Below are 15,749 nucleotides of genomic sequence, written 5' to 3' on the forward strand. Positions count from 1 at the left end.
TCTTCTGTCTGTTCTTCTTCTTTCCGCTTTTTTTCCCACCCCCCCCCCCCCCCCTCCCCCTCCCCCCCCCCCCCCCCTTCCCCCCCCCCCCCCCCCCCCCCCCCCCCCCCCCCGCGACGACCCGAGCCCCACGTACCCGCGGGCGCAGGCCCGCCCCTCCCACTCCGACCCGCCAGGAGCCCCCGACATGTCGTCGCAGCAGGAAACGCCCGTGACGAGCGGCATCGCCCCGTTCGCGCCCGGCACCACGCAGGCCCCGCTGAGACGGCTGGCCCACCCCGGTGTGCTGGAGCGCTGGGAGGCGGCCGGCCGTGCTGCCCACGCCCCTCGCCTCGTCACCGTTCCGGCGGCGGACGGCGCGGACGTGACCGCCGCCGCGCTGGTGACGGCCCGTCCGCACACGGCCTATCTGAAGATCGTCGACGCGGTGGGCGACGTGCCGTCGGCCGTCGAGGCCGTCGTCGCCCATGCCCGCCGCGAGGGGCTCGCGCAGGTCAAGTGGGAGGGATGGACGGCAAGCCCCGAGGACGCCGCTGCCGCCGGCTTCGTCCCCCTGCGCCCGCCGCTCGCGCAGGCGCAGGACACGGCAGGACCCGCCGCCGGCTACGTCCGCTGGCTCTGTGGCAGCACGCCGGCCGAACCCCCGTACTACGGGCAGACCACGCACTTCACGTGCGGCGCCGTCACCGCCTTGATGGCGCAGGCGCACGCGGGCGCGCTGCCGCGGGAGGCGCTCGACCGCCGGGCGGAGTTGACGCTGTGGCGCGACGCGACCAACTTCCCCGTGTGCGAGCCCGTGGGGCTGGGCGTCGCCGTGCGCCGAACGTGGCCGTCGTCCTCCGTCGCGGTCCACCTCGACGCGGACCGTCCCGTCCTGCTCGACCACCTCGCGGAGAACGAGCAGGAGTGGCGCGCCGAGCTTCAGCGCATGTCGCGTACGGACGCAGAACGGGCCGGGGTACCCATCGACCCGGGCCACCTCCCCATGACCGCGATCCGCAACGCGCTCGGCCGGGGGGAGCACGTGCTGCTCCTCCTCTCGCTCGCAGGGATGCACGGATTCGACGTGCCGCACTGGGTGCTCTGCCACGGCGTCGTGCCCGGCGCCGTCGTCATCGAGGACCCGTGGGCCGACGCGGCGGCGGGGGACACCTGGGTCGACGCCCACCTTCTGCCCGTCACCGACGCGTCCCTCGACACGATGGCGGTCGTCTCGACGGATCGCTTCCGGGGTGCCGTGACCATCGGCCGCCCGCGAGGGAACGGTGCCTCTGCCGCCGAACCGGCCGACGCGTAGACCCCGTTCAGGTGCGCCCGGGCCGGCCCACGACGCACGGCTCAGGACCGGCCCGGCGTCCGCACGGCCCGCCCCACCTCCGCCCGCAACGTCACGAACTCGGGAAGACCACGCGTCGCGATCTGGTCGCGTTCCGCGGGGAGTCCGACCGGCAGATCACGGACGACGCGGGAGTCGGGGCCCGCGGAGAGGACGACCACGCGGTCGCCCACGTACACGCTCTCGTCTATGTCGTGCGTGACGAACACGATGGTGGTGCCGTCGACGCGGTGCACTTCCAGGAGCAGGTCCTCCAGGTCCTCACGGGTCTGGGCGTCCAGAGAACCGAACGGCTCGTCCATGAGCAGGAGCGAGGGGCGCACGACCAGGGCGCGGGCGATGGCGACCCGCTGCTGCATGCCGCCGGAGAGCTGCCACGGGTAGCCGCGGGCCGTTCCGTCCAGGCCCACGCGGCGCAGGAGACGTTCGCTCTCGGCCCGTCGCGCGGCCCGGCGCAGGCCCTGGCGGCGCAGCGGCAGCGCCACGTTGTCGCGGACGGTGAGCCACGGCAGGAGCGAGCGGCCGTAGTCCTGGAAGACGACCGCCAGCCGGTCCGGCACACCGACGACCGGCGAGCCGTCGATCGTGACCGTGCCCTCGTGCACGGGCAGCAGCCCGGCGATCGTCCGCAGCAGCGTCGACTTCCCGCACCCCGACGGGCCCACGACGCACAGGAGTTGGCCGTCCGGCACGGTCAGGGACACATCGTGCAGGACGCGATGCGCACCGTAGGACTGGCTCACGGAGTCGAGCCGGAGCATCCGGCGGGTCACCCGGCCCAAGGTGCGTAGAGCACGCCGTCGGTACCGGTGACGCGCAGATGGAGGAGGAACGGGCCGTCGTCGTCGCCGGGCACCCGCACCGCCCGGTCCAGGGCGTCCGCGAGGCCGTCGGCGTGGTCCACGGCCTGCGCGGCGCAGCCGAACGAGGCGGCGAGCCCGGCGAAGTCGATGCCGCCGATCTCCGTACCGGGCACCGGCGTGATGCCGATGCGGCGGCCGAGCGCGCTCACCGCCCCGTAGCCGCCGTTGTCGAGGACCACGAACGTGACCGGTGCCCGGTGCCGGGCAGCCGTCCACAGCGCCTGCACCGAGTACAGCGCCGAACCGTCGCCCAGCACGCACACGACCCGCCGCCGGTCGGCGAGCGCGCGGCCGACGGCCAGCGGCAGGCCCCAGCCGAGTGCGCCGCTGCCCGTGGTCAGGAAACCGCCCGACAGATCGACGGGCACGCGCGCGTGCAGCGCGTCCCGGTGGCTGGGGGCCTCCTCCACGAGCACCCTGTCGCGGGGCAGCCGACGGTACAGCTGGTCCAGGACGAGCTCGGGCGTCAGAGCTCCGTCCACGCTCACCGGCGCGGCCCGCCGGCGTGGAGGTGGCGCCGCACGGTCCGACCGGCCCACCAGCGCGGTGAGTCGAACCAGAGCGGGGCGCAGCGTCGTGACCAGGCTGGTGCCGGTGGGCAGCCATGCCGCCTGCGCCGGATCGCAGTCAAGGTGGAAGAGTTCGGTGCCCGGTGCCAGCGGCGGGCTGTCGTCCGCCACGTGGTACGTGAAGACGGGGGCCCCGAGCGCGACCACCACGTCGTACGGTTCCAGCCGCGCGGCCAACTGGCCGGCGACGGGCGGCAGGAAGCCCTGGAACAGCGGATGCGACTCGGGGAAACCGGAACGGCCGGACAGCGGGCTGATCCACACCCCCGCGCGGATCCGCTCGGCCAGCGCGAGAGCCTCGGGCAGCGCGGCCTCGTCGTCCACGCCCGGCCCGATCACCAGAGCGGGGCGGGCACACTCGTCGAGGCGCGCGGCCAGCGCGGCGAGCGCTTCGGGCTCCGCGGTGAAGCCGCTGTGCACCGCGCGCGGCGCGACCGGTTCGGCGGCCTGGTCCCAGTCGTCCTCAGGGACGGACACGAAGACCGGCCCGCGCGGACGCGTCATCGCGATGCGGTGCGCCTCGGCGAGGACGGCCGGCACGTCGGCTGCACGCTCGGGCTGGCGGGCGAACTTCACGTACGGGCGCGGGAACCGGTCAGGTTCGTCCGCGCCGAGGAACGGCCGCAGCTGGATCAGGGAACGCGCCTGCTGACCCGCGACGATCACCAGCGGCACCCGGTCGCGGTACGCGTTGAAGACGGCGCCGAGCGCGTGCCCGACACCGCCCGCCGAGTGCAGGCTGACGAACGCGGCGTGCCCGGTGCCCAGCGCGTGCCCCGCGGCCATGGCCACCGCCGAGGACTCCTGCAACCCGAGGACGTAGGTGAAGTCGTCGGGCCAGTCGCGGAACATGCGCAGTTCCGTGGAGCCCGGGTTGCCGAACACGGTGGTCATGCCGGTGTCGCGCAGCAGCTGGACCACCGCGGACAGGACTGTTGTCGTCATGCCTTCCTCCCTGTGCGGAGCAGCCGCCTCTCGATCGTCAGGAGGCCGGTGTTGAACAGATGGCCGAGCGCGCCGAGCAGCACCAGCGCCGCCCACACGGTGAGCAGATCCGAACGTGACTGGGCGTCGGTCAGCGTGAAACCGATGCCGTTCTCGGTGCCCGGCAGGAGCTCCGAGAACACCATGAGGATCAACGCGAGCGAGAGACTGAGCCGCAGTCCGGCGCATATACGGGGCAGCGCGGACGGCAGGATCACGTACCGGAGCCGTTCGGCCGGGGTCAGCCGCAGGACGGCGGCGACCTCCTGGCGCAGCGGATCCGTGTTGCGGGCGCCCTCCGCCGTGTTGACCAGGACCGGCCACACGGCGCTGAAGAGGATGGACGCGATCTGCATCGGCGTACCGAAGTCGAGGACCACGACGAAGACGGGGACCAGGGCGGGCGGCGGGACGGCGCGCGCGAACTGCAGCACCGGATCGCACAGCGCGTACGCGCGGCGCGAACGGCCGATCGCCACCCCCAGGGCGATCCCGGCGACGGCGGCGAGCAGGAAACCGGCCGTCATCCGGCCGAGGCTCGGCCCGATGGTGCCGACCGCCGCGTCGGTGAGGAACAGATGGCTCACCGGCCCCGAGAACCACAGGTCGTAGCTCTGCCGCACGATCCGCGAGGGCGGCGGGAAGAAGACGCTGCCGCGCGTTCGCGCCGCCACCTCCCAGGCCCCGACCGCGACGGCCAGGACCGCCCGGCGCAGCATCCACCCGAGCGCGGGCCGCGCACGCCCGGCCGTCGCCATGCCGGTCACGAGTGCGCCGCCCGCCGCTCGGGGGCCCACGGGAACAACCGCCGTTCCCCCGACACCAGCACGCTGTTGATGACCAGGCCGAGCGCCCCGGCCCACACCACGCCGGCGAGTACGTCCTTCGTGCCGTCCGGCGCCAGTTGGGCCTGCGCGATGAAGATCCCGAGACCTTCGCCGAACCCGGAGAGCAGTTCCGTCGCCACCGCCAGAATGAGGGCGACGGCCGCCGAGATGCGGATTCCGGCGGCGATGAACGGTGCCGCGCCGGCGAGCTCGACGCGCAGCAGCACCGCCGCCCACCCGAAACCGAAGGCGCGCAGCGTCTCCTTGGCCAGCGGATCACTCTCCTGGAGGCCGTACATCGTGTTGAACAGGATCGGCCACACCGCGGCGTAGGTGATCAGCGCGACCTCCGTCTCGGTGCCGGAGCCGAGCAGCAGCGACACCAAGGGGATCAGCGCCACCGACGGCAGCGGCCGCAGGAACTCCACGATCACCCGCACCGCGGCATCCACGACGGGCACGCTCCCGAGCAACAGACCGACCGGCACGGCGATCACACACGCCAGCCCCAACCCCAGCGCCCAGGCGCGCAACGTGGCGCCGAGCCCCGCGAGGAAGGCGGCGTCCCCCGCCAGCTCGGCGGCGCGCGCCAGAACCGTGGACGCGGGCGGCAGATAGGTCCGCTGCACGATGCCCGCTCGCGACACCGCCTCGCACGCGCCGAACGCCAGCAGCGCGCCGAGAAGTCCCAGCCCGACGTCCCGGCGGCTGCGCCGGCTCACTTGACGAACAAGGTCGACGGATCGACGGGCTTCTTCAACAGCCCTTGCGCACGCATGAGTTCGGTGAGGCGCCGCAGCGCGTCCGGACCCCCGGTGGCCGGGTAGGCGGGCAGCGCCATCGTCTCGGCCTGCGCCGCGGAGACCTTGGTGTACTTCGGCAGCTGTTCGCGCACGGCCGACGGGTCCTGGGTCGCGATCTTCGAAGCGGCGGTGATCGCGCGCCGGAAGGCGGCGGCGGTCTCCGGGTGCTCCTTCGCGTACCGCGCGGTCGTGACGAAGCCGCTGACCGGCAGCGACTCGACGGGCGCCGCCCCGCCGTCGAGGAGGACGCGGGCCCGCAAGTCGTCCTGGATCGCACTGTCGAAGGGCTCGACGACGTGTACCGCGTCGATCTGGCCCTTCTCCAGCGCGGGTCCCATCTGCGGGAACGCGATCTGCCGGTAGGCGGGCCGGCCGATGCCCCGCTTGTCGAGGATCGCGTCGAGCGTCAGCGTCTGGATGTTGTGGAGGATGTTGACGGCCACCTTCTTGCCCGCGAGGTCGCCGGCGTTCTTGATGGGGGAGTCCTTCGGCACCAGGACGTCCATCATGTGCGGGGTGACCCGCGCCCCCTCGGCCAGGACACGTGTGTCGAGGGTGCCCTTCTCGTACGCCTGGAGAAAGGTCACGTAGTTCGCGCCCGCGATCACGTCGACCTGGCCTTTCGACAGGGCGGGCAGGGCCTGGACGCTCTGCTGGACGGGTTTGATCCGTACGTCGAGCCCTTCCTTCTCGAACAACCCGCGGTCCTGGGCGATGTACAGCGCGGCGGAGTCGGTCAGCGGCAGGGCGGCCACGGTCACCTGGCCCCCCTCCCCGTCCCCCGATCCCCCCGAGTCGCTGTCCCCGCAGCCCGCGACCAACAGTGCGAGGACCGCGGCGGCGGCTCCGGCCCGTGCGGCGGCGACCCTTGCTTGACGTGTCGTCATAAGCCTCTGCCTACCAGGGACATGACACTGATCGCCACTATTGTCGCGTTGTTCCGCGGGCTTTCGGAGCGGTGCGCGAGCCCGGGCGCAGGGGGTGCGCCCTCCGCGCCGCCGTTGCGGGTGCGGCCGCGACGGGGCCGTTTTCGTGCGGTCAGGCGGCCGGGGTCCAGTCGGCGGGCTGGGCGGTGTCGGCGTCGCGTTCGCGCCGGAGGTGGCGCTTTTCGTTGCCTCTGGCGAGGGCCCAGGCGACGAAGGTGGCGGGGAGCGCGGCCCACAAGCGGTAGAGGGCGCTGCGGTACTCGTCGGCGTTGAGGGCGGCGAGGGCGGCGGTGCTGGTCATGGCGAGGGCGAGGTGCCAGCACAGGGCGCGACCGAGGTGGCGGGCGAGGGCGATGGCGGTGCGGGTGGTCACCGGGTGACTCCTGGCGGGGTGCCGGCCGTGCGGGGCCGAAGGGTGGTGGGCCGGGGCAGGAGTGGGGGGAGGTGGCGCGGTGGAACTCGGGGTGACGCTGTGGGGTGTGATCAGGGTGCCCCTGGGGCGCGGAGTGATGTCTGCCTCTTGCAGCCATTCATGGAATGGGACGCTATCGGGAGCAATCGACGCCCGAAGTGGAGCGTATCTGGACGGAATGTTTCATTCCGTTGGTCCAGATCTGGCGCAAAATGTAAAGAGTCGAACGAAAGCCGACGATGACGGTCGTCGCGCGGACCAGGCGCCGGCCGCAACCCTCCATGCCGACCAGTAGGCCGGCGCCCTCACGCACGCGGAGACGGGGCGGTGGCCTCCCAAGCCGCCTCGATCATCCGGAAGATCTCATCGACCGCGGCCTCCGGATCGGCTTCTTCGCGGGCCAGCGAATAGGCGTCGATGACGAAGCGGGCGATCGTCCGGCTCTCGGTCGGGGTCCGTGCCAGTTCGGGATCGGCGGCGATGGCCGCGGCCAGCGTCTCCGCGTGACGCAGCCTCATCGACTCCTCGTACCTGCGAAGGGCAGGTGACGCGTCGATCATCTGCCATACCGGGGAGGCGCTGTCCGCTCGGCAATGCCGGGCCAGCGCCAGGATCTCGTGGCGCAGCGCAGGCATGAGCGGCTCCTGTGGCGCCCGGTCGGTGACGGCCTGGGTGAGGCGCTGCTCGAAGCCCTCGTCCTGCTCGAACACCAGGGCCTCTTTGGAGGCGAAGTGGGAGAAGAGCGTGGTGACGGCCACGTCGGCCTCGGCGGCTACTTCGCGGATGCCCACCGCGTCGTACCCGCGCTCCTGGAAGAGCCGCAGGGCTGCGTCGGCGATCTTCTGGCGGGTCGCGGCCTTCTTGCGCTCGCGACGTCCGGGCGGCTCGTTCATGGCCTAAAACTACCAGGTGCGAAGGTGTAACTGTTATGGAAGGCTAACCGTTAGTGCTAGGTTCGGCCGCATGAAAAAGGTGATCTTCGCCGAGTTCGGCGGTCCCGATGTCCTGCAACTCATTGATGCCGAGGAGCCCCACGCGGGCCCGGGCCGGATACGTATCGCCGTGCGGGCGGCGGGTGTGAACGCCGTCGACTGGCGGCTCAGGGAAGGTCAGGTCCTGGGGGCCCACCCGCTCGAGCTGCCCAGCGGGGTCGGACTGGACGCCGCCGGGGTGGTGGACGAGATCGGCGCGGGCGTCGAAGGGGTCGAGGTCGGGGACCACGTGTTCGGGGAAGGCTCCAGCACCTACGCCGAGTTCGCCGTGCTGTCGGCGTGGGCGCGGATGCCGGAGGGGCTGACCTGGGAAGAGGCGGCCGGGTACCCCTCCGTGGTGGAGACCGCGCTGCGCATCATCCGCGAGGTAGGTGTGCGGCCGGGGCAGACGCTGCTCGTCAGCGGTGCTTCCGGGTGTGTCGGATCGGCGGTGCTGCAGATCGCCCGCGACCGCGGCATCACGGCGATCGGCACCGCCGGCGCCGCGAACCAGGAGTATCTGCGGAGCCTCGGCGCCCTCGCCACGACATACGGGGACGGCTGGGTCGAGAGAGTGTGGCAGCTCGGCGCGGTGGACGCCGCGCTCGACCTGGCTGGTTCGGGCGTCATCCGCGAACTCGTCGAACTGACCGGGGACCCGCGGAAGGTGGTCTCCATCGCCGATCTGGACGCGCCGGCGCTCGGCGTCCGTTTCTCCGGTGTGGCCGGGAGCATGCCGGACGCACTCGTCGAGGCCACAGGACTCATCGCCCAGGGCAAACTCCACATCCCGGTCGAGCGGTCGTACACGCTCGCCGAGTCCGCGGCCGCGCACAGCGACAGCCAGGCGGGTCACGCACGCGGGCGCCGGGTCATCGTCGTCTGAGGTGTTCCCCCGGGGCGAGGCAGCGGGCCGAAGGCCGGGTGTGCGGCTGGTGCACGGTGCTCTCCGGTACGGCCGACTGCACCCTCGACATCGGCTCGCGCACAGCCGTGACGGGCCTGACGCGCTGCCGCACGCGGCGAGTTGGCGCGGCTAGCGGGCTCCTCGCCGGTCGCCCCTGAAGCGCTGACCCATGGCGATCTCGTCGGCCACCGCCGACCAGACGGTCTCGTCGTCCTGGAAGGGGAGCGGGTCGATGTCGCTCGTCTCCTCGCGGATGCGGTCGACGTCGGCGTCCAGACGCTCGTAGTCCGCTTCCTCCTCGTCCTCGTCGCCGCTGAAGGTGAACTCCTCCAGCAGGCGCTCGAGCCGGAGGGCGACATGGACGAGGGAGGAGACGTCCTCGTGGAGCTCGACGACGGTGTCCTCGTCGGCGTCGAAGGCGTGCACCTTGCCGGAGACGGGGTCGAGGGCGAGGTGCACGTTGAGCAGCCAGCCGATGACGGGCCAGTCACCCGCGCCCTCGGCGGCGTCCTCGAACTCCTCGATGTGGACGACCTCGTGGACGAGGGCCAGCAGTCCGTCGCTCTCGTCGGGCTGACGCAGCACGAGCGTCCCGGTGGGGGCGCCGACGCTCTGCAGGAGGCGGGCGCCCTCGGTGTCCGCGGCGGCGGCCGGGAAGGCCGAGGCGGGCACGGTCGCGATCCGGGCCTCGCCGAAGATGTCGACTAGCTCGCTGCGGGTGACGTCGAAAAGCACTTCCGGAACTCCGAACTCGGCGGCGGCGCGGACGCGCCATGGGATTCTTGGCCGACCCGCCCTCTATGGACGGAACTTATTGTCCGAGGGCGAGAGGTTCATCACCGTATCAGTGCGGCCACCGGCGGCGCCGTCCTGCTTCCACTGGTCCTCCAGCCATTGGACGTAGGCGCGGTGCTCCCGGTCCTTCTTGTACTTGGTGAGCTCTTTGCCGTCCGGCCCTGTCTCGGTCTGGTCGTATTTCTGACTGTGGGTCACTTCGAGATGGTCGGGGAATTCCCGCGCCAAGTATTTGTCGCACTTGGGATTCTTCTGGCAGGGCTCTCTTTCCGTATAGAGCTCGCCGACCTTTCCCTCGTGGCCCTTCTTTATCAGCGGGTGACCGATGGAGCGTTCGGAGTGCGCCTTGCCGCTGGCGCCGACCATGATGAACCGGTTCCCCTTGCCGTCGTCGTACAGCGCCGAGGCGTAGTTGCCGCCGCCGACGTAGGAGCCGGGGCGTTCGTTGCGGTTGGCGTAGCGGCCGAGCTGGGTGGCGCGGGCCAGTTCGGTGGAGCCGGGCGCGACCTTCGTGGAGGTGACCGTCTTGCCCTTGCCGGGCTTGTCCTTGCGCTGTTTGTCGCCCTTGTTGTTCCACGGGTACCAGGCTTTGTCGCCGAGTACGTCCTTCACGCCCGAGGAGTCGTTGTGGGGAACGGCGCTGGTGGTGCCGTCCGAGTGCAACTGGCGTATCGAACCGTCGTCGCTGAGAAGGTACATGGGCGTTCCGCCGTCACGCTTGACCTTCTTGACATCGACTTTCTCGGCCTCGTCGCGGACGTCGTGGTCCTTGCGCTTCTGGTGCCGGGAGGCGGCCTTCACCCGTTCCGGAATGGTGTCGGTGACGTGGTCGGTGACCTTCTTGGTGGCCTTTTCCATGCCGTCGAGAGCACCTTCGAGGATGCTGTCGAAGGCATCGGTGAAAGAGTCCTTGCCCTTGGTCTTGCCGAAGGAGGTCTTCGACTTGCTGAGGTGGATGCCGGACTGGCCGCCCATGTCGCTGCCGTGGCGGGACACCTTGCCGGCGCCGTCCTCGAACTCGATGTGGTCGATGGCCGTCTTCTTGCCCGCGCTGCCGGACCCCTCATGGTCGCTGTCGCCCGCGGAGGCCAGTTTCATGCCGCCCGGCTTGTCCCCGGGGTTGAAGGCCCCTTCGGCGAGGTCGAGGACCATGTCCGAGACGAGTTCGGCGAGTTTGGCAGTGACGGGCTCGGTGACCTTCGCGATGAGCGCGTCGACGATCTGCTCGACCGCCTCGTCGATGAGCCGCTTCACGACGGTGCGCATCAGCGCGATCTCACCGGCGGCGACCGCGGCGGAGATGCCCAGGGTGAAGGGGGCGGCGGCGAGTTCGGCGACGATCGTGCCGGCGAGTACCGCGAGTTCGACGCCCGCCTTGACCTTCATGCCGCGGATGATCTCGCCGACCCCGTCGCAGGCGTCCGCGAACAGCCGTGCCACCTCGGGGATCTTCTCCAGGTGGCCGGTCTTCACGTGCGACCAGTGCTTCTGCATGGACTCGACGGCCCAGCCGTCGGAGGAGGAGAGGATGCGCTTGACGGCCTTGTCCGCGTCGCCGCCGTGGCCTTCGAACTCCTTGGCGAAGTCCCGCATGGACGTCGCCATTTCGAAGTAGTCGTCCTCGTCGACGTTGGGCCAGTTGACTCCGATGAGGTCGAGGGCCTCGTCGATGATGCTCGGCAGTACCAGACCCATTGCGCCGCGTGCTCCGTATCCGTCAACTCTTGATCTTGCTCCCCCAGCTAACGGGGCGAGTTGTCAGGTGCACAAGAGGAAACCCCGGGGCGTCACGATTCTGTGACAAGAGTCGCAGCTGACCATGCGCACAACGGAGTTCTCCCTGGTGACGGAGGCGGAGGGGTGGCCGCCGACCACCGTGTGTGAGCGGCCGCCGCCCCCGCGTCCGGACGGAGCGGTCACCGCCCCCGCATCCGGACGAGCGCCTCGTCCGTTCCCACCACCAGGTCGCCCTCCGCCGTGAAGGCGAGGGCGTGGGCCTGGCTGCCGGGGTGGAACGTACGCAACCGGTCGTCGTCCAGGGCTCGGTGTTCGACGAGGCCGTCGGCCCAGGCGATCGCCAGGACGAGCCCGGTGTCGGCCGCCGCCACCGCCACCGCGTTGACAGCACAGTTGCGGGCGGCCACCGGCTCCGGCATGGGGTCGGTGTGGGGAGCCCACGCGCGTACGGTGCCGTCGGCGCCGCCTGTGTACAGCAGCAGGACGGTGTCACCTTCCGCGGAGACGGGCAGGGCGGTCCCGGCGACCGCGGTGACCCGCCCCCGGTGCAGAGCGGCGGTACGCGGCTGGGCGCCGACGGACACCACGTGCACGGTGCCGGCGGTGTCACCGAGGACGACGCGGTCCCCGGCGCCGGTCAGCGCGGTGACCCTCTCCTGCTGACGCCGCGTGTACTCCTCCACGGCCGCGAGGAGTTGCTCCTGCACGGAGGGGCCGTCGTCGAGGAGGGCGGCGAGCCCCGTGGGCTTCGCGGACTCGGCGGCGCGCTGCGGGTGCAGGAGGCCGTGCTCGTCGAGGACGCTGACGGTGCCGTCACCGTGCTCGGCGATGGCGCGGGCGCCGGGCGCGGCATGCGGGAGGCGTCCGGCGGAGCGGGCGCTCGCCGCGTCCAGGACGCGCACGGTGCCCTGGTGGTCGGCGGCGACGAGCTGTCCGGCCAGCGGGCCGGTTCCGGCCGTCAGGGAGCGGACCGGGCCTGGCCACGGCGGCGTGACGTCGCCGCGCACCCGGTGCCAGACGACGGTCCAGGAACCGTCCCGGGCGGCGGAGTCGAGGGCGGCGGAGAGCCGCGGGTCACCGGCGTCGCCGAGGGCGGCGAGGAGTACCACGGCGCGTTCGGCGGCGGGCTGGTCGCGGGTCAGCGAGGCCCCGGCCCGCAGCCAGGCGGCGCGGAGCCCGCCGTGCTCCTCCGCGGAGCGTTCGTACGCGGCGGTCACACTCCAGGGGTCGGCGGCGCAGACCGACGCGGGGTCGTCCAGGTCGAACGGCTCCTCCGGCTCCGGGGCCTGCCCGGCGAACCCGTCCGGGCCGGCGGGGTGGGTCGCGTCCCAGGACTCGCGGCGGGTCTCGTCGGTCCACCGGGGCTCGTCCAGGTCCATGCGGGCGCAGGGGACGGCGGTGAGCGCCTGCGCCCATTGCGTACCGGAGCGGACTTCGACGAGAACCCGCACGTGCTCCAACGAGGCCAGGTCCAGGGCGAGTTCGACGAGCGGCCCGGGTTGCTCGGCGGAGTGCAGTTCGGGCAGGGCGATGACGGTGCGGCGGCGGTCGGCGGCGAGCGCGGCCAGCAGGTCGCCGGGGGAGCGGGCGGCGACCGACAACTGCTCGCCGAGCATCCAGGCGGCCGTGGTCACGGTCTGACCGGGCAGCGGTACGAAGCCGTGGATACGGCGGTCGCCGACGGTGCCGGGCCGGGTGCCGTGGCCGATCAGCCAGGCGAGCAGCCGCGACTTCCCGCTGCCCTCGGCGCCGGTGACCACGGCGAGCCCGGGAGCACCGGGGTCGCCGAGCCAGGAGAGCAGCGCCGCCGCGGCGGGCTCCCGGCCGGAGGCGGGCCGGGACCACGGCAGGGCGGGATCGGCGGTCATGACCCGGCCCCCGTCCTCGCGGAACCCCGTGTCGCGGCAGCCGCGGGCCGCGTCACTGCTGGGCCTGCTGAGCGGCGTGGGTGATGAGTTCCTTGAGCCCCTCCTCGCGGGACTCCGCGGTGTCGCCGTAGTCGAAGCTGTGCGTGAACTCGGCGTGCGGGAGAACGGCCTGGAGCCAGGCGGAGCAGTAGTGGCCCGGCATCATGCACGGTTCGAGTTCGCAGTAGACGCGGCTGACCTGCTCGGGCTCCACCCCGGCGGAGGAGAGCCGCTGCCACAGCTGCTCCTCGGGGTGCAGACGGCCGGGGCCCGTGCGGGCGGTGACGATCTGCTTCTCGCCGTCCTCGCCGACGTACTCGAAGGCCGATGAGAAGGGGAAGTTGAGCGTGTGGCGGACGTCGTCGAGCACCCGCGACCACCAGTTCTCGCGGTCGGCGACGGCCTCCGGGTCGATCTGCCGGATCTCCTGGACCAGCGCGGCGAACGCCTCGGCGGCGGACTGGAGCCCGTCGGATGCGGCGATCACCGGGAGGGCGCGGTCCAGGGCGGCGGCGCAGTGCGTGAAGGCGGCGATGTCCGAGTTGACGAACAGGGCCGCTTCGTCCCGGCCGAGGAAGAGGGCCTGCACGCAACCATCGGTGCGCACACACAGGTTCGCCAGGCGGTCGGTGCCGATGCGCACCCACTCCGCCCAGTCGCCCTGGAGGGCGACGCCGCGGTGGCCGGTGTACATCCCGAGAGTAGGTCCGTCCGAGTCGTCCGCCGCGATGAAGTACGGGCCGACGTGCAGCGGCACACCGACCTGCGCGAGATGGGTGCGGGCCGAGGCCGGCACGGTTCCGTACGAGGCGGGCACGCTGATGCGGCGCAGCCCCTCCGGGCCGAACTGGTCGACGGCGGGGTCCGAGGGGAGCTCGGGCATCACAGACCTTTCACGATGACGGACTTACCGGCTCCACCCTATGCGCAGGTCGGGCGGGGCTCGACGGGCTGTGACGAATCCGGGACGAGGGCGGGAAGGACGCCCGGCGTGCGGCTTCCGCCGCGGACCGCCGAGGCGACGCGCGAGCCCTTCCGGACCGGAGCGGACCGGGGCACGGAGCCGGACGACGGGACCCGGGTCGCAGTCCGCGGCCCCGCGCCACCCTGGTGCCGGGGGCGCGGAGCCGCGAACGACCGGACGGTGGATCAGCCGCCGATGCCCGAGTCCTGTGCCGCGGTGACGATCGCTGTCGCGTCCTCCGGCAGCAGGTACCCGGCGCCGGCGGACCTCTGCGCGGCCGTACGCACCTTGCCCACATAGTCGGCGTGGGTCGGGTAGAGCCGGCTGAGCACCGGTTCCGCCGTCGCCGGGAAGGACGGGTCGGACGGGTCTCCTTCGTCGTGCCGGTCCCAGGCGTCGGCGTCGCCGTTCCACGGGTCGCGGGCGCCGTACAGGCCGCAGAAGACACCGCTGTCGGTGGTGTCGCGGGACCCGCTGAGCGTGCGGGTGGGCACCGTGACGTCCGGCAGTCGGACACCGCCGGTGGCCAGCCCGGTGGCCGGATCACGCAGAACGGTGCTCAGCAGCTGACCGCTCGGCGGCCGAGGACCGCCCCGCGCCCAGCCGGCCAGGTGGCGCAGCGCCGTGTTCATCGCCCAGTGCCCGGGCCCGTCGTTGAACGGGGCGGACCCTGCCGCGCAGTCGGCCGACGGCGCGGCCTCTCCCGCCGACTTCCGCACGGTCGGGTCCCCGAGGTCGTAGGCCCACTGGTCGCCGTGCGCGGTGCCGGCCAGCTCCCAGTGCACGACGCTGTCGGTGTCCGGCTGGCGGGCGGTCGCGGCGCCGGGCACGTCGGTCTCGGTGAGCACGACGAACGTCGGCACCGACTGGTCGGTCCTGATCCGGGACGGGTTGGGCATCAGCAGGGTGTCGGCGAGCACGCCGCTGATCGGTGAGGCGATCGCGCTGTTGCTGTGCACCATGAAGCCGTCGTAGACCTTGGAGACCGGCTGGACGGCGTTGACGTACGTGGTCATGAAGCCCGCCGACTGCGACTCGCCGTCGGCGAGCAGCGTCCTGACCGGCAGCCCGCCGAGCGGGTCGGGCCCGTCCGGGGTGCGCAGCGCCTGGCCGGCCTGGGAGAAGATGTCGTAGGCGAAGGCGTCACCGGGGTGGACGAGACTGCCGTACCGGGCCGGGTCCCAGCCCTTGAGGCCCTTGATCTGGCCCCGGCCGCCGTTGACCCCGACCGCCTGCGCCGAGACGCCGACCCAGCCGTAACCCTGGCGCAGCAGTTCGTCCCGCTCGAACCAGTAGTCAGGGGAGAGGTCGATCTGGCCGCTGACGTTGAGCCACTCCACGACCACCGTGCCGTTGAACTTCGCCGGGTCGGCGGGGCGGCGCACCAGCAGGCGGCTCTTGTAGGCGGCGGTGCCGGACGTACGGACGTTCCACCGGCCGTCCGAGCTCCACAGGCCCGACTTGGCGTACGATGTCGCGGTGCCCGAGATGAAGTACTCCTTTTCGGTGTAGCCGAACGAGCCGAGGTCCTCCGCCGCGGCGAGGAACGGGAAACCGTGGCTGCCCGTGGGCGGCACGGTGACCGTGGGGCTCGCCGCCACGGCGGGGGACGCCGCTGCCGGAGCGGCCGGCGTGGCGCCCAGGAGGGTGCCGCAGAGCAGCGCCCCCAATGCGGTGACGGTGACGGACCGCCGGGATAACCGAGCGAGTATGCGCACGAGTTGCCTCCGTGATTGCGTGTCCCAATG

Annotated in this window: 14 protein-coding genes; 2 read left to right on the forward strand and 12 right to left on the reverse strand. The window is 72.1% G+C overall.

From position 1 onward, the window contains the following. Positions 1-187 precede the first annotated feature (187 nt). Complete coding sequence (locus ACZ45E_RS28935) at positions 188-1,297, forward strand: peptidase C39 family protein (protein ID WP_468225959.1); 1,110 nt, start codon at positions 188-190, stop codon at positions 1,295-1,297. Positions 1,298-1,338: 41 nt separating this feature from the next. Here the strand turns inward: ACZ45E_RS28935 and ACZ45E_RS28940 are convergent, their stop codons facing one another. The 7 genes from ACZ45E_RS28940 to ACZ45E_RS28970 form a co-directional block, all read right to left on the reverse strand. Beyond that, entirely contained in the window at positions 1,339-2,097 is a 759-nt protein-coding gene (locus ACZ45E_RS28940; protein WP_468226300.1) for an ABC transporter ATP-binding protein, read from the reverse strand. Between the two features lie 8 nt (positions 2,098-2,105). Beyond that, complete coding sequence (gene mdlC / locus ACZ45E_RS28945) at positions 2,106-3,713, reverse strand: benzoylformate decarboxylase (RefSeq protein ID WP_468225962.1); 1,608 nt, start codon at positions 3,711-3,713, stop codon at positions 2,106-2,108. Then, positions 3,710-4,549 (reverse strand): ABC transporter permease, encoded by an 840-nt coding sequence (locus ACZ45E_RS28950; protein ID WP_468225964.1) that lies wholly within the window; start codon positions 4,547-4,549, stop codon positions 3,710-3,712. Before ACZ45E_RS28950 ends, mdlC begins: the two co-directional genes overlap by 4 nt. Continuing rightward, entirely contained in the window at positions 4,516-5,301 is a 786-nt protein-coding gene (locus ACZ45E_RS28955) for an ABC transporter permease (protein ID WP_468225966.1), read from the reverse strand. Before ACZ45E_RS28955 ends, ACZ45E_RS28950 begins: the two co-directional genes overlap by 34 nt. After that, positions 5,298-6,269, reverse strand: a complete 972-nt coding sequence (locus ACZ45E_RS28960) for an ABC transporter substrate-binding protein (protein ID WP_468225968.1) — start codon at positions 6,267-6,269, stop codon at positions 5,298-5,300. Before ACZ45E_RS28960 ends, ACZ45E_RS28955 begins: the two co-directional genes overlap by 4 nt. 151 nt (positions 6,270-6,420) lie before the next feature. Continuing rightward, on the reverse strand, positions 6,421-6,681 hold the full coding sequence (locus ACZ45E_RS28965; RefSeq protein ID WP_468225971.1) for a hypothetical protein: 261 nt from the start codon (positions 6,679-6,681) through the stop codon (positions 6,421-6,423). 344 nt (positions 6,682-7,025) lie between these two features. Continuing rightward, positions 7,026-7,613, reverse strand: a complete 588-nt coding sequence (locus tag ACZ45E_RS28970; RefSeq protein WP_468225973.1) for a TetR/AcrR family transcriptional regulator — start codon at positions 7,611-7,613, stop codon at positions 7,026-7,028. Positions 7,614-7,683: 70 nt separating this feature from the next. On the opposite strand from ACZ45E_RS28970, the gene ACZ45E_RS28975 reads away from it, so the two are divergent. Beyond that, on the forward strand, positions 7,684-8,577 hold the full coding sequence (locus tag ACZ45E_RS28975; protein ID WP_468225975.1) for an NADP-dependent oxidoreductase: 894 nt from the start codon (positions 7,684-7,686) through the stop codon (positions 8,575-8,577). Positions 8,578-8,727: 150 nt separating this feature from the next. Here ACZ45E_RS28975 and ACZ45E_RS28980 read toward each other — a convergent pair whose 3' ends face one another. The 5 genes from ACZ45E_RS28980 to ACZ45E_RS29000 all read right to left on the reverse strand — a co-directional run bounded on the left by ACZ45E_RS28980 (position 8,728) and on the right by ACZ45E_RS29000 (position 15,671). Next, positions 8,728-9,333 (reverse strand): SUKH-4 family immunity protein, encoded by a 606-nt coding sequence (locus tag ACZ45E_RS28980; protein WP_468225978.1) that lies wholly within the window; start codon positions 9,331-9,333, stop codon positions 8,728-8,730. 63 nt (positions 9,334-9,396) lie between these two features. Continuing rightward, a complete protein-coding gene (locus tag ACZ45E_RS28985; protein WP_468225981.1) occupies positions 9,397-11,088 on the reverse strand; it encodes a WXG100-like domain-containing protein in 1,692 nt (563 codons plus the stop codon). Positions 11,089-11,309: 221 nt separating this feature from the next. After that, entirely contained in the window at positions 11,310-12,998 is a 1,689-nt protein-coding gene (locus tag ACZ45E_RS28990) for a hypothetical protein (RefSeq protein ID WP_468225984.1), read from the reverse strand. A gap of 52 nt (positions 12,999-13,050) precedes the next feature. Then, positions 13,051-13,920, reverse strand: a complete 870-nt coding sequence (locus ACZ45E_RS28995) for a nucleic acid/nucleotide deaminase domain-containing protein (protein WP_468225987.1) — start codon at positions 13,918-13,920, stop codon at positions 13,051-13,053. A gap of 266 nt (positions 13,921-14,186) precedes the next feature. Beyond that, positions 14,187-15,671, reverse strand: a complete 1,485-nt coding sequence (locus tag ACZ45E_RS29000) for an alpha/beta hydrolase domain-containing protein (protein WP_468225989.1) — start codon at positions 15,669-15,671, stop codon at positions 14,187-14,189. Positions 15,672-15,749 lie beyond the last annotated feature (78 nt).

The organism is Streptomyces sp. NPDC030991, assembly GCF_055571235.1.

Excerpts from the sequence above, each read along its gene's own strand:
- ACZ45E_RS28935 (WP_468225959.1), top strand. The coding sequence starts at position 188 with ATGTCGTCGCAGCAGGAAACGCCCGTGACGAGCGGCATCGCCCCGTTC.
- ACZ45E_RS28940 (WP_468226300.1), bottom strand. The coding sequence starts at position 2,097 with ATGCTCCGGCTCGACTCCGTGAGCCAGTCCTACGGTGCGCATCGCGTC.
- mdlC (WP_468225962.1), bottom strand. The coding sequence starts at position 3,713 with ATGACGACAACAGTCCTGTCCGCGGTGGTCCAGCTGCTGCGCGACACC.
- ACZ45E_RS28960 (WP_468225968.1), bottom strand. The coding sequence starts at position 6,269 with ATGACGACACGTCAAGCAAGGGTCGCCGCCGCACGGGCCGGAGCCGCC.
- ACZ45E_RS28970 (WP_468225973.1), bottom strand. The coding sequence starts at position 7,613 with ATGAACGAGCCGCCCGGACGTCGCGAGCGCAAGAAGGCCGCGACCCGC.
- ACZ45E_RS28975 (WP_468225975.1), top strand. The coding sequence starts at position 7,684 with ATGAAAAAGGTGATCTTCGCCGAGTTCGGCGGTCCCGATGTCCTGCAA.
- ACZ45E_RS28985 (WP_468225981.1), bottom strand. The coding sequence starts at position 11,088 with ATGGGTCTGGTACTGCCGAGCATCATCGACGAGGCCCTCGACCTCATC.
- ACZ45E_RS28990 (WP_468225984.1), bottom strand. The coding sequence starts at position 12,998 with ATGACCGCCGATCCCGCCCTGCCGTGGTCCCGGCCCGCCTCCGGCCGG.
- ACZ45E_RS28995 (WP_468225987.1), bottom strand. The coding sequence starts at position 13,920 with ATGCCCGAGCTCCCCTCGGACCCCGCCGTCGACCAGTTCGGCCCGGAG.